This is a genomic window from Halanaerobium saccharolyticum subsp. saccharolyticum DSM 6643 (assembly GCF_000350165.1).
GTDB classification, from domain to species: domain Bacteria; phylum Bacillota; class Halanaerobiia; order Halanaerobiales; family Halanaerobiaceae; genus Halanaerobium; species Halanaerobium saccharolyticum.
The window spans coordinates 1-13,927 of sequence record NZ_CAUI01000019.1; the positions used below are offsets into that span (position 1 = coordinate 1).

At 31.8% G+C, this 13,927-nt stretch carries 14 protein-coding genes and 1 pseudogene; 13 read left to right on the forward strand and 2 right to left on the reverse strand.

Annotation, left to right across the window (positions count from 1 at the left end; translation table 11 throughout):
- Position 1: 1 nt before the first annotated feature.
- The 9 genes and pseudogenes from HSACCH_RS07525 to HSACCH_RS07565 all read left to right on the forward strand — a co-directional run bounded on the left by HSACCH_RS07525 (position 2) and on the right by HSACCH_RS07565 (position 7,707).
- Positions 2–945, forward strand: a pseudogene (locus HSACCH_RS07525) (thiamine pyrophosphate-dependent enzyme).
- Between the two features lie 156 nt (positions 946–1,101).
- A complete protein-coding gene (locus HSACCH_RS07530) occupies positions 1,102–2,295 on the forward strand; it encodes an acetate/propionate family kinase (protein ID WP_005488954.1) in 1,194 nt (397 codons plus the stop codon).
- 173 nt (positions 2,296–2,468) lie between these two features.
- Positions 2,469–2,807: a hypothetical protein gene (locus HSACCH_RS07535; protein WP_005488955.1), complete on the forward strand. Its 339-nt coding sequence runs from the start codon at positions 2,469–2,471 to the stop codon at positions 2,805–2,807.
- A 69-nt stretch (positions 2,808–2,876) separates the two neighbouring features.
- Positions 2,877–4,130: a GntP family permease gene (locus HSACCH_RS07540; protein WP_005488956.1), complete on the forward strand. Its 1,254-nt coding sequence runs from the start codon at positions 2,877–2,879 to the stop codon at positions 4,128–4,130.
- Positions 4,131–4,228: 98 nt separating this feature from the next.
- The gene (locus HSACCH_RS07545) at positions 4,229–4,645 is read left to right on the forward strand and encodes a secondary thiamine-phosphate synthase enzyme YjbQ (RefSeq protein WP_005488957.1); all 417 of its coding nucleotides are present in this window, start codon (positions 4,229–4,231) and stop codon (positions 4,643–4,645) included.
- A 1-nt stretch (position 4,646) separates the two neighbouring features.
- Positions 4,647–5,087 carry an NUDIX domain-containing protein gene (locus HSACCH_RS07550; protein WP_005488958.1) on the forward strand — a complete coding sequence of 147 codons (441 nt, stop codon included), beginning with the start codon at positions 4,647–4,649 and terminating at the stop codon, positions 5,085–5,087.
- Positions 5,088–5,138: 51 nt separating this feature from the next.
- The gene (locus HSACCH_RS07555) at positions 5,139–6,209 is read left to right on the forward strand and encodes a 1-aminocyclopropane-1-carboxylate deaminase/D-cysteine desulfhydrase (RefSeq protein WP_005488959.1); all 1,071 of its coding nucleotides are present in this window, start codon (positions 5,139–5,141) and stop codon (positions 6,207–6,209) included.
- 10 nt (positions 6,210–6,219) lie between these two features.
- Complete coding sequence (locus HSACCH_RS07560) at positions 6,220–6,894, forward strand: hypothetical protein (RefSeq protein WP_005488960.1); 675 nt, start codon at positions 6,220–6,222, stop codon at positions 6,892–6,894.
- Between the two features lie 69 nt (positions 6,895–6,963).
- Positions 6,964–7,707, forward strand: a complete 744-nt coding sequence (locus HSACCH_RS07565; protein WP_005488961.1) for an SIR2 family NAD-dependent protein deacylase — start codon at positions 6,964–6,966, stop codon at positions 7,705–7,707.
- 14 nt (positions 7,708–7,721) lie between these two features.
- Here HSACCH_RS07565 and hpt read toward each other — a convergent pair whose 3' ends face one another.
- Entirely contained in the window at positions 7,722–8,264 is a 543-nt protein-coding gene (hpt, locus tag HSACCH_RS07570) for a hypoxanthine phosphoribosyltransferase (RefSeq protein ID WP_005488962.1), read from the reverse strand.
- On the reverse strand, positions 8,265–9,224 hold the full coding sequence (locus HSACCH_RS07575; protein WP_005488963.1) for a cytidylate kinase family protein: 960 nt from the start codon (positions 9,222–9,224) through the stop codon (positions 8,265–8,267). It lies immediately after the preceding gene.
- A gap of 204 nt (positions 9,225–9,428) precedes the next feature.
- Here HSACCH_RS07575 and HSACCH_RS07580 point away from each other — a divergent pair, with 204 nt between their 5' ends.
- From HSACCH_RS07580 to otsB, 4 genes are all read left to right on the forward strand, one after another.
- Positions 9,429–10,739 carry a glucose-1-phosphate adenylyltransferase gene (locus HSACCH_RS07580; RefSeq protein WP_005488965.1) on the forward strand — a complete coding sequence of 437 codons (1,311 nt, stop codon included), beginning with the start codon at positions 9,429–9,431 and terminating at the stop codon, positions 10,737–10,739.
- Between the two features lie 107 nt (positions 10,740–10,846).
- Entirely contained in the window at positions 10,847–11,437 is a 591-nt protein-coding gene (locus tag HSACCH_RS07585) for an MBL fold metallo-hydrolase (RefSeq protein WP_005488966.1), read from the forward strand.
- A 250-nt stretch (positions 11,438–11,687) separates the two neighbouring features.
- Positions 11,688–13,100, forward strand: a complete 1,413-nt coding sequence (locus HSACCH_RS07590) for an alpha,alpha-trehalose-phosphate synthase (UDP-forming) (protein WP_005488967.1) — start codon at positions 11,688–11,690, stop codon at positions 13,098–13,100.
- Complete coding sequence (otsB, locus tag HSACCH_RS07595) at positions 13,093–13,887, forward strand: trehalose-phosphatase (RefSeq protein WP_005488968.1); 795 nt, start codon at positions 13,093–13,095, stop codon at positions 13,885–13,887. Before HSACCH_RS07590 ends, otsB begins: the two co-directional genes overlap by 8 nt.
- Positions 13,888–13,927: the final 40 nt, after the last annotated feature.

Consider the following 13,927-nt stretch of genomic DNA (forward strand, 5'->3'; position numbering starts at 1 on the left):
AATGAAATATGAATTCAAAGAAGAATTAAATTAAAAAGAAAGAAGTTTACAGGTGGACATAGAATGTGTGCAGGTTGTGGAGCCCCAGTAGCAGTAAGAACAGTGCTGAGAGCATTAGAAGAAGATGATGAAGCAGTAATAGGATGTGCAACAGGATGTTTAGAAGTATCAACATTTATGTATCCATATACATCCTGGAGAGATTCATTTATTCATAATGCATTTGAAAACGTAGCAGCTACAACAAGTGGAGCAGAAGCAGCCTATAAATCCCTAAAAAAGCAGGGAAAAATAGATAAAGATACAAATTATAAGTTCATAGCCTTTGGTGGAGATGGAGGAACATATGATATCGGATTCCAGTCATTATCAGGAGCAATGGAAAGAAACCATGATATGACATATGTTTGTTATGATAATGGAGCCTATATGAACACAGGAATCCAGAGATCATCAGCAACACCACGTTATGCAGATACAACAACAACACCAGTAGGAAAAGAAGGAAGAGGAAAATCTGAATTCAGAAAAGACATGACAGCAATCATGGCAGATCACAACTTACCATATGTAGCTCAAACAACATTTATTGGTAACTTAAAAGATCTGCATACAAAAGCAAAAAAAGCTATCTATACAGAAGGAGCGACCTTCTTAAACGTAATGGCACCATGTCCAAGAGGATGGAGATATCCACCAGAAAAGTTAATGGAACTCTGTAAACTTGCAGTAGAGACATGTTACTGGCCAATGTATGAGATAGAAAACGGTGAGTGGAGATTAAACTACAAGCCAAAGAAAAAGCTGCCTATCGAAGAATTCCTAAAAGCACAGGGACGCTTCAAGCATGTAACAAAAGCAGAAAAAAGAGATATGATAGAAGAGATCCAGGCAGAAGTAGACCACCGCTGGGAACAGCTTTTAGTTAAGTGTGGAGAGAAGTAAAAAATAGCTATTTAGTTTTGTCATTATAAATAAAAGGCTGCTGGAGTCCAAACCAGCAGTCTCCTTTTTAAATTAAATTTAAGAATTTTATCAAGCAGTTTAGAAGCGAGTATGGTACTAAAACCTAAGCAAATAAAGCAACCGGGAGTGATATTAATGAAAATTTTTGTTATTAATTGTGGAAGTTCATCTTTAAAATATAAATTATTTGATATGAGAGATGAAGATGTTTTGGCTGAGGGGATTATTGAAAGAATTGGAATTGAAAATTCATTTTTGCAATATGAAACAAAAGAAGGAACAGATATTAAAATTGAGCATGAAATACCAACTCATAAAGAAGGGATAGAATTATTAATTGAGACACTTCTTTCTGATGAACACGGTGTTTTAAAAGATATGGATGAAATTAAAGCAGTTGGTCATAGAGTTGCTCATGGGGGAGAAAAATTTGCACATTCTACTTTAATTGATGATGAAGTAATGAAAGAAATCGAAGATATTTCTGATTTAGCTCCACTTCATAATCCAGCAAATTTAATGGGGATTGAAGTTTGTAAAGAATTAATGCCTGAAACATCTCAGGTTGCTGTATTTGACACAGCATTCCATCAAACTATGCCAGAAGAAGCATATACTTATGCTCTTCCTTATGAATATTATGAAAAATATGGAGTAAGAAGATACGGATTTCATGGTACATCTCATGGTTATGTAGCTAGAAGAGCTGCTGAGATGATGGACAAAGATTTTGAAGATCTTAAAATTGTTACCTGTCATTTAGGAAATGGCGCAAGTATTGCTGCAGTAAAAAATGGTGAATCTATAGATACAAGTATGGGCTTTACTCCGCTTGAGGGTTTAGTAATGGGAACAAGATGTGGAGACATTGATCCAGCAATTGTTCCATTTATCATGGACAAAGAAGATATGACCGCTTCCGAAATTGACAGTGTTTTAAATAAAGAAAGTGGTCTTTATGGAGTGTCTGGAGTTAGTAGCGATATGAGAGATATTGAAGACGCTGCTGAAGAAGGAAATAATCAGGCTCAGGTAGCATTAGATATCTTTAATTATAGAGTGAAAAAATATATTGGATCTTATTCTGCAGCTATGGGTGGAGTAGATGCAGTAGTGTTTACAGCCGGTATTGGGGAAAATGCTATTGAAACTAGAGAAGAAATCCTGGCTGACTTAGAATATATGGGAATTAAAATCGATAAAGAAGCCAATGATATTAGAGGTAAAGCACAAATTATTACAACTGATGATTCTAAAGTAAAAGCTATGGTTATTCCAACAAATGAAGAGTTAGTAATTGCTAAAGATACAAAAGCAATTGTAAGCTAGATAATTACTTATAATTAAATATGTTTTGAAGGCATTTATTGTTACTAGAGTTATTTTAGTTAATAATAAATGCTTTTTTCATTTTAATGAATTTTAGAAAAGATATTTTTACTTCCAAATTAAAGGATTTTATTATTAAATAGAGAATTATATTAAAATGGGGGTGTTATAAAATGAATAAATTTGCCTTTTTTGCTTTCAATAGTAATATGATGTGTTTTCAACATATCTTACTTAATGCTTTAGATCTAGCTGATAAAGGTAAGGAAGCTAAAATAATTATTGAAGGTGAAGCGGTAACCTTAGTTCAAAAATTAGAAGAGTCGAATAACAAACATTATTTTAAAGCAAAAGAAAGAGGATTGATTGACTGCATCTGTAAAGCTTGTTCAGCCAGTCTTGGAGTGCTGGAATATAATCAAAGCACGAATATTCCTTTAAAGGGAGATATGAGTGGACACCCTTCAATGGAAGCTTTTACAAAGCAGGGATATCAGATCATCACTCTTTAATTTAATAGTGAAATTTTAACCTATCAAGGCAATCTAATCTTGATAGGTTTTTTTGAAAGGAGAATAACTTTGTTAAGTATTGGAATTGGATTTGTTATCTTAATTACGCTTATTATTCTAAAAGTAAGCATAGTTATTGCTGCACCACTGTCATCCATAGTAATTTTATATTTGAACAACTTAAATGTTTTAGAAGTGCTGAATACTCAATACTTACCTGGTTTTGCAGCTTTTGTTCAAGACTATTTATTTATATTCCTTTTGAGTGCTATTTTAGGAAAAATAATGGAAGAATCGGATGATGCCACTTCGATTGGAGAATTTGTTTTAAATGTTTTATCATATAAGTATGCAGCTGTAGGTATTTTTTTTGTTAGTGTGCTTTTGTCATTAGGGGGGATTTCTGGATTTGTATTAATTTTTACCATTTATCCAATAGCTAAATCTGTTTTTGAAGAAGCTAATCTACCAAAATCTCTCATCTTAGCTGCTATAGCAGGTGGAACAGTTGTTGTTGGACTTCCTTTACCCGGGAGCCCCCAGGTTCATAATTTAATCATGATGGATTATCTAAACACTTCTGCTTTAGCTGGTCTGGGTTTAGGATTAGTTAGCGTTTCCGCTGGAGCCTTAGCTGCTGTTTTATATTTAAGACACAGGAGTATTTCATTTCTAGCCCAAAGTGGGGGTAAAATAAGTAAAAGTGTTTTGAAGAAGCCAGAACTTGCTAAAATGATGAACTTTATTACAGCCACACTGCCTTTATTGACAGTCTTTATTTTACTTGCAGTTTTATCAAAAGATCCAGTGCTCGCATTATTTTTAGGGGTTATAGTTTCGATAATTAAAAACTTTAAAAAAATAGATTTGTTTAAAATTTTAAATGAGAGTATTTCAAACGCAGTTTTACCCTTGATGTTTGCCGCTTCTGCCATGGGTTTTGGTCGAGTTATTTCTTCACTGCCAGTGTTTAAGGGTTTTCTGCAGACTTTATTAAACCTTCCGTTACATCCTTATTTATTAGTTGGTTTAATTACCAATATTGCAGCAGGACTCTTAGGAAGTGCCTCCGGAGGAATACTTTTAACATTAAGTACTGTTGGAGAAAATATAGTTCAGTTAGTTGATCCAGAAAAATTACATAGAATTACAATTATTGCTTCAACTGGTTTAGATACACTCCCGCACAATAGTTCTTATCTGGCAATGCTTGCCTATACAGGGCTTAAATTTAGAGAAAGTTATTTTGATTACTTTATTGTTACTGTTGTAGCACCTCTAATTTCTTTTGCAGTTGCTGTAATCTTTGCTTTGAACTTTTAAAAATTGATAAATTTTAAAACTTATAAAAAAATTAAATTTAGATTTAAATGGTGATATATTTCAATATCACTAAGTATATTATAAGAGGAGTGAGTTAAATGAAATCAATTAGAAAATATCTTTATTTTAACACTGAGGAGAGAGTTGAACTTCGCAATATCACTAAGCTGGTAAGGAAAGTTTTGAAAGATAGCGGTATTCAAGAAGGCTTATGTCTTGTTAATGCAATGCATATTACAGCTAGTGTTTTTATTAATGATGATGAGAGCGGTCTCCATCAAGATTATAAAGAATGGCTGGAAGAATTAGCTCCACATGAGCCAATATCACAGTATGCCCATAATGGATATGAAGAAAATGCTGATGCTCATTTAAAGCGGCAGATCATGGGTCGTGAAGTAGTTGTTGCTGTAACTGATGGTAAACTTGATTTTGGGCCCTGGGAACAGATATTTTATGGTGAATTTGATGGTCAGCGCGAAAAAAGAGTGTTAGTCAAAATTATAGGAGAATAAGATGAGATATCCAGAAGCTACAGTAGGTGCGGTTATTTTAAATTCTGAAGCGAAAGTATTAATCTGCAAGTCAAATAAATGGAATCATAAATATGTAATCCCTGGTGGTCATATTGAGGCTGGAGAAAGTATGGAAGAAGCTCTTGTTAGAGAGGTAAAAGAGGAAACCGGACTCGATGTTTTTGAGATTGAACTGCTCGGTATTAATGAAAGCATTTATTCTGAATCATTTCAAAATAAGAAGCACTTCATCTTTGTTGATTTTATCTGTAGTAGTAAATCAAATGATGTAGTTTTGAACGAAGAGGCTCAGTCGTATGAATGGATTGATTTAACTGAAATTGAAAATTATAATTTAGAAAAATTCACAACCAAGTTATTAAAAGAGTTAAGAAAAGGTAAAAAATCAAGATATAAAAAAGAAATAATTTATGGTCTTTAAATAAAAAATGACTCAGAAATTAATATAAAATATTAAACATAGGGGGATTTTATGTATAACTTAGCAAAATATCAGAAGTTGAAAAATAAAATTAATAGGATAGAGCGAGCAGAATTAGGATTTTTTCCGACTCAAATATATAAATTAGAGAATCTTTCTGCTCGCTATGGAGTAAATATATATTTAAAAAGAGATGATCTAAGTGGTTTTAGTACTTTTGGTGGTAATAAAATCAGGAAATTAGAGTTTCTATTTGGAGAAATTCTAGAACAGGGAGCTCAAAATATATTTACTTATGGAGCGACTCAATCTAATCATGCTTTACAGACTGCAATTGCCTGCCGTAGATATAATTTAAATCCAATATTATATCTGGTTGATGTGATTGGTGAAGGTATAAAAGATCCTAAAGCTAATATTTTACTTGATAAAGTATTAGGAGCTGAAATTAAAATCATTGAATTTAAAGAAAATGAAGATGAATTTGAAGCAATGTATAGAGCTAAAGCAGAATCTAAAAATTATGCCCAAGAAATTTCTGAAAGTGAAGATGATTACTATTTAATTCCTCCAGGAGGCGCATCTCCTCTTGGTACTTTGGGATTTGTTAATGCTTATTTAGAGATGAAAGCACAGGAATTTAAGGAAGACTTGAACTTTAAAAATGTTTTTCATGCTACTGGTACTGGTGGAACACTGGGGGGCTTAACCGCAGCTAACAAATTCATAAATGATGATATTCAAGTTCATGGTATTAATGTTAGTCATAAGGATGACAGTTATCTAAAAGAAGTGGCTGAACTTTCTACAGCAGCGTTAAATCTTTTGGGTATTGATTTTAAATTAAGTGATAGAGATATAATAGTTGATAATAATTATGTTGGTGCTGGATATGAAATTCCATCCACTAGGGCTAATAGGGCTGTAAAGATTTTTGCAGAAGATGAAGGGATTTTTCTTGATCCAGTTTATACCGGGAAAGCAGCTGCTGGAATGATTGATTATTTAGAAAAAGGAAAAATAGAAAAGGGGTCAGATTTATTATTCTGGCATACCGGAGGCACAAATGCACTATTTGCAGAAAAAAAGATTTTAGGTAATTTATTAGATAATCATATTTGAGGTGAAGAATATGAGTTTATTAAGTGAAATCAATTTATATAAAATAAAAGATATTGATAATCAAGTCAGTATAATAAGCTTATTAGGAAATAGAAAGGATAGACTTTTATTAAATAGAAATGAAGTGGGAAGTGCTGCTGTTATAGGAGACATTGTTTTATTAGTTAAAAATGATAAAGATAATAATTTAAAACAAAGAAAAGCTATAAATTATTCTGTTAAAAAAGTTAAAGGGCGTTTTTCCGATGTTAAGGAATATAAATATCTTAAAATGAAAGTATTATATGATTTTAACCGTTATTATTTGAATAAAAAAGAAATTGAAGCAGTAGAAAAAGACAAAGATCATATTAAATTTGAAAGATTAATGGACAATAATAAAGAAGATATTAAAAAATTAATCACTTATAACAAAGATGAGAATGTAGAGCCATTTAATCATACAAACTATGAAGTCGAGAATATTTTAAATTCTAAAAAAATATTCAGCCAGGAAATAGGAAATAAATTTGATTGGGGCTGGAGTTTAATGGAAATTTATCAGATTGATAACGACAATTTTGTTAGTTTTAAACAGAGCAGCTATTTTAGGGAAAGACAGCGAGGAGAATTTTTTAAGATTAATAAAAAAGCTGTTGATTTTATGAGGACATTTGAAGATGATAAAGCTGATTTTTTAGATTAAAGAAATTATTCAAAATATTAACTAATATTCCTTCAAAAAGTGTGGTATAATACTTATGAGGTGAAGAATATGAATAAATACCGAAAAGTAGCTGAGCTTATAAAAAACTCTAAACATACAACAGTTTTTACTGGTGCCGGGGTTTCAGTTGAAAGTGGTGTACCTCCATTTAGAGGTGAAGACGGTCTTTGGAATGATTATGATCCAATTATTTTAGATCTTAAGAATTTTTATAAACATCCAGAAAAAAGCTGGGATACAATTAAAAAAATATTTTATGATTATTTTGGTAAGGCTGAACCAAATGATGCTCATAAGGTTATTGCTAGATTAGAAAAAGAGGGATATGTTAAAGCAGTAATTACCCAAAATATAGATAATCTTCATCAAAATGCGGGGAGTAAAAATGTATTTGAATTTCATGGTAATTCCCGTAATTTAATTTGTACTGAGTGTGGAGAAAAATATTCTGTTAATGATGAATTGTTATCAGAGCTGCCTCCAAAGTGTAAAAAATGTGGAGATGTATTAAAACCTGATTTTGTTTTTTTTGGTGAAGCGATACCAGAACGTGAAGAAAAGTTATCGTTTGAAGAAGCAGAAAAAGCAGAACTATTCATTATAATTGGTACAACTGGAGAAATCCAGCCTGCCTCTCTAATTCCTGTTGTAGCCAACAGTAAAGGAGCTAAAATAGTAGAAATTAATATTAAAAAATCTAATTTCACTGATGATATAACAGAAATATTTATTAAAGAAAAAGCAAGTACAGCTATGAAAAAAATTGAGAAAGAATTAGATAAATTAAAGTAGAATATATTAAATCCTCAGTTTTTGGACTGAGGATTTTCTTTATATTCTGCAATATATGATAAATTTCTATACTGTTCTTTATAGTCAAGTCCATATCCCACTACAAACTTATCTTCAATTTCAAAACCAGTATATTGGACCGGTAGATCTAAAAGTTTATTATCTGAAATATGGAGGAGAGTACAAATATTTATACTTTTAGGATTCCGGGCACCAAGATTTTTTAATAAATAACTATGAGTTAAACCTGTTCTTATAATATTTTCAATAATCAAGACATTTTTTCCAGAAATACTAAATTCTAAATCTCTAGTTACTCTAATTACCCCTGAATTATCTTCATCCGCATAATGATTCAATTCCAAAAAATCAAGCCTAATTGGAAATTTGAGCTTGCGGCTGAGATCTGCCATAAAATAAAGTGAACTTTTCAAAATGCTGACCATAATTACTTCTTTATCTTTAAAGTCCTTATTTAATTGAGCTGCTAATTCATCAATTCTTTGAGAAATTTCTTCTTCAGAAATAATTATTTTTTCTAATTTTTGAGTGTCCATTTATTTATCACTCCCATTAAGTTCAAACTTTTCTGCCAGCTGCTCAAAATCCTTTTTATAAACAATCTTGATGTTAATGTGGGGGTATAGTTCCTGCAGCAGCCTTACTTTTTTGTTTTTTTCAGTAGTATACTTTCGTTTCATTGTTGTCAGTTCAACATAAGTTTTGTGTTCACTTAGATAGAAATCTGGTCTAAAGGCCATGATCACATTTCCCTCTGGATCCCATTCTAAAGGGAATTCACTGGGTTCATATTCCCATTTAATATGATGCATATCCAGTATTTTAGCAAATTCCTTTTCACTTTCATGACCAAAGTTTCTTTGACTGTTATTTTCAACCTTTTTTTCTTTTATTATTTTGTTATTTAGAGCTTGAGGGTTTTCCTTTTTTAGATCAACAATATTCATTATGATTGATAGGCTTTCTTCTAGACTGAGACCATCCATATTTAATGTCAGGTGATAAAGAGTTGTTTGTTCCCAGTCTTTATTATGTATTCTCCAGACGTAGCGGCGGTGTTTACGGTCTGCCAATTCAAGTTCTCTAATTGCTTCATTATGATGCAGACCATAATTTTTTTTCAACTGCTTGCAGCGATATTCTTCAGAAGCGACTATTTTAAAATGAAGAGCATAAGGATTATTTTTAAATATTATTTGAGAACCCAATCCTAAAACAATTAAGTTTGTAGTTTTGGATTGTTTCTTTAATTTTTGAGCAATATAGCCGGCAAAACTAATCTGTTTATCTTGTTTATCGTTTGGATTCAAAATCTTAGTATAAAATTTTGAACTTTGCTCGAGCATGTGAAGCTGATGTTCATCAGCAACCTCAGGCAGCCATTCTTTTAATACATATTTGCGGTCAATTAATTGTAAACCAAGACGATTCGCTAGCTCTTGGGCAACTTCTTCACCACCACTTGCTGTTTGCCTTGAAATTGTTATTATTTGCATCTGTGCCACCATCCTTCTATAATAATATTATAGCATAAATATTATAAACAAACTATATTTATCAGAAAATTAAGGAAATAGATAATTTGACCATTAAATTATTAAAAGGCAAACAAAAAAATAAAGGATTCTACCTAATTTTGCCTAATATATAAATATGAGATGCATAAAAATTTTATAGTTATAAAAAATAGGGGGTATTCTATGAAAACATTAGCATTAATTTTGGCAGGTGGTCGAGGAACTAGACTTGACATTTTATCAGCACATAGAGTTAAACCAAGTGTACCATTTGCAGGTAAGTTTAGACTTATTGATTTTGCTTTAAGTAACTGTGTTAACTCTGGTATCTATAATGTGGGAGTTTTAACCCAGTATCTACCATTGTCATTAAATAATCATATAGGTATTGGAAAGCCATGGGACTTAGATCGTAGAATGGGTGGAGTTACAATTTTACAGCCATTTAGAGGTAAGCCAGGAAGTACAGATTGGTATGAAGGAACAGCTCATGCAATTTATAAAAATATGAGCTTTATTAAGAATAAAGATCCGGAAGATGTAGTTGTTTTATCCGGTGATCATGTATATGAGATGGATTATAGTAAAATGGTTGAGTATCATAAAGAAAAAGATGCAGATTTAACTATAGCTGCTCAACCTGTTCCTTATGAGGATGCGAATCGTTTTGGTATTTTAGATTATAATGATGATATGAGAATTACAGATTTTGTAGAAAAACCAGAAAATCCACCCAGCAATTTGGCATCAATGGGTATCTATGTTTTCAAAAAAGAAGTTCTATTGGAAGTATTAGAAAAATACTGTAGTGAAGAAGATTCAGATTTCGGACATCATATTATACCACCAATGATTGAAAGAGAAGGTGTTTATCTTTATGAATTTGATGACTACTGGAAAGATGTAGGTACACTTGCTGCATACTGGGAAAGTAGTTTAGAGTTGACTGATCCAATTCCAAGTCTAAATCTTTATAATGATGACTGGAAACTTCATACCAGAAGTGAGGAAAAACCTCCGGTTAAATTTGGAAAAGATGCCTGTGCTTCTAAAAGTCTTATTTCCAATGGATCTATAATTAATGGAGTTGTAGAAAACTCAATTATTAGTCCGGGTGTTTATGTTGAAGAAGGTGCTGTTGTTAAAGATTCAATCATTTTTAATGACACAGTAATTAGGAGTAACACAGTTGTAGAAAAGGCTATAATTGATAAAGAAGTAGAAATTATGGCTAACTGTAAAATTGGTTATGGTGACGATCTAACTCCAAATAAAGATAAGCCTGACCTTTTAGAAAATGGATTAAATGTAATTGCTAAGAGAGCTACAATACCAGAAGGAACAACAATAGGTAGAAATTGTAGAATTTTCTCTTATGTTGGAGTAGATGATTTTAGTTCTAAAAATATTGACAGTGGTAGTACAATAACATCTGAAATTGGAGAAAAAGTTGCTGCTGGAGACGAAACTCATGTTAGAGAATTAAACACTTAAAAAGCATAGTTAATTATTAAGCCCCCTTCTTAGCTGAGGGGGTATTTTATTTATTAGTTAATTTGTGCTAAAATTAAGTTAGTTGAAATTAATATTTTTAATAGGAGATGATTATTATCAAAGTTAAGTGGTTAGGTAATTCAGCTCTATTGGTTGATTCTGAGCAGAAAATTGTAATTGATCCCAGTTTTGAAATGGAAGCTGATTTTGAGGCAGATATTGTATTAATTACACATGAGCATGATGATCATATTAATTTAGACGATTTAGAAACAGTAATAACAGAAGAGACAAAGGTTTATGCACCTCAATCAGTTTACGATAAATTTGATATCAAAGGGGAAGTTGTAAAAGCTGGAGATTTAATTGAAGAGGAAATAAAGGTCTTAGATGTTGACTGTTATAATTCAGAAGGCTCTGTAGCTTATTATTATAAAGGTCTATATCAAACTGCTGATGCTTCAAATTATTCGGATCCTGGGGAAGAAATAGAACTATTATTTACTGCCTGTTTTAACGACCATTTTTCTGATTATTTAGAGAAAGTTATTAAACTCAATCCTAAAATGGCAGTGCCTTATCATTATGATCCAGAAGAAAGGCAGGAATTACTGCAGGCAAAAGGTTTGTCCAGTAAATTTGAACAGATAGGCTGTAAATCTAAGGTTATAGAAATTGGGGAAGAATTAGAGATTTAAATATTAGTCAAATTAAAAATCATGAAAAAAGAATATAAATCTATCAATTAATCAGTAAAAAAATAAAATCATCTAGGCGGCTAAGTCTCTTAATTCTAAAGGGCTTAAGCCGTTTATTTTTTGCAGTTTTATTTTTCTATAAAATTTATCGAATTTTTTGTTAAATAATTACTTTTTTAAAGAGTGATTTTTGTTATGTTGATATTGTAGGATATTGAAAAAGTTTATGAAAGTTAGGAGGCAAAAAATTATGGAAGCAGAATTAGAAGGTAAAAGACTTGTTCTGGTTTCCAATGGTGAACCATACAAACATGTATATCAGAATCAAAATATAGAAATAGAAAAACTTGCAGGTGGTTTAACAACCGGTCTTGATCCAATGATGCAAAAAGACAAAGGACTCTGGATTGCTTGGGGTAGAGGTGAAGCTGACTTTGAAGTAGTTGATCAGAACAATAAGGTTAAGGTACCTGATGCTGAAGGTTATACTTTAAAAAGGATTAAGCTTAGTAAAGAAGAAAAAAATGGGTTTTATTATGGATTTGCAAATGAAGTAATGTGGCCGATTAGTCACACTTTTATCTCAAAAGCTAATTTTAAAAAAGAATATTGGCAGAGTTATCAGAAAGTAAATAAAAAATATGCTGAAAGTATTAAAGAGGAACTTCACTCAGATGATCTAGTCTGGATTCATGATTATCATTTAGCATTAGTTCCAGGATTCCTATCTGAAAGCAATGCTAAAACTTCTCTTTTCTGGCACATACCTTGGCCGGCTTGGGAAGCTTTTAGAACTATTCCCTGGCGTCAAAAGATTTTAGAAGGGATGCTGGCTTCAGATTTCATAGCATTTCATACTGATTTATTTGTTTTTAACTTCTTAAGCTGTGCTAAAAAAATTGGTGCAAAAGTTGATTTTTCTGCTAGAGAAGTTTTTTATCAGGGATCTAAAACCAAGGTAGAAAGTGTTCCTCTGGGAATTGATTATCAGCGGTTCAATAATCTGGCTCAGGATGATGACTATCTTGCAGAAGCAGAAGCTGTGAAAGCAAGTTATGATACTGAAAAATTAATTTTTGCTGTGGACAGATTAGATTATACTAAAGGTATAGAAGAAAGGCTAAAAGGAATTGATAAGTTTTTCGAAAAATATCCTGAATATAAAGGAAAGGTTACATTTGTCCAGAGAGTTGCTCCCAGTAGAACAGGAATTGAAGAATATCAGCAAATGAAAGAAAGAATAGAGAAAAAGATAGCTGAAATTAATGGTAAATATCAAAAAGATCAGTGGGCACCTGTTAAGTATTTTTACGGTTCAGTGCCTCAGGCCGAGCTTCTACCATATTATAAAGCAGCAGATTTAGCTTTAATCACAGCTTTAATTGATGGTATGAATCTTGTAGCCAAAGAATATCTGGCTGTTCAAGATTCAGGTGTGCTTTTGCTCTCCGAATTTGCAGGGGCAGCCGAATACTTGGACAGTGCACTTAAAGTAAATCCTTATAATACCGAAGCGTTAGCTGATAGTATTTATCAGGGCTTAGAAATGCCAGAAACCGAAAAGAAAAAGAGGCTGCAGAAAGCTGAAGCTGATCTTAAAGAATATGATATTAACTGGTGGCGTGACTATTTTCTGAAAAAATGGGTGGAATCTTATGAATAAAAAATATATTTTAGATGTAAACAATTTAGATTTGCTTAAAAGAAAAATATCAAAAGCAGAAAGAACATTGCTATTTTTAGATTATGATGGGACCCTAGCTCCTTTTAAAGCTGATCCACTTTCTGCTTTTGCTCTGCCTGAAACTGAAAAAATTTTAAAGAAATTAGAAAAAAGCACTAATTATTATATAAGCCTTGTTTCAGGCAGAAAATTAAAGGAGCTAAAAAAGATGATTAACCTTAGTCACAGTAATTATGCCGGCAGCCATGGTTTAGAAATCGATATGTTTTTTACAAAAGAAGTGATTTATCCTCATCAAAATCAAAAAATTGATGTATTAAGCAAAAAAAAATATCAGACCATTAAAGAAAGATTTCTGAAATCAGAATCGGTTGAGCTAGAAGATAAAGGTTTTGGCTTGGCACTTCATTTTAATTCTGAAGAAAAACAGTCTGAAGAAGAAAAAAAATTTAAAGCTTTATTTGAAAACACTGCCTATCAAGTTCTTTCGGGCAGGAAAATCTTAGAGATTAGACCGGCTGGTTGGGATAAAGGGAAAGCAATTAATTATATTAGTGATCAAATCAAAGCTCATTTTAATTTGGATAATGTACTAAGAATATATATTGGAGATGATCGGACAGATGAAGATGCTTTTAAAGCTTTAGAAGATGGAGTTACAGTATATGTCCAGAATGAAGATGATTTGAATACAGAAGCAGAATTTTACCTTGAAGATCCAGCCGATACAGCAAAATTATTAAAAAAATTAGCAGGAGAGTCTTAGGCTCCTGCTTTAAATTCATATATATTTGATTTAATTTTTT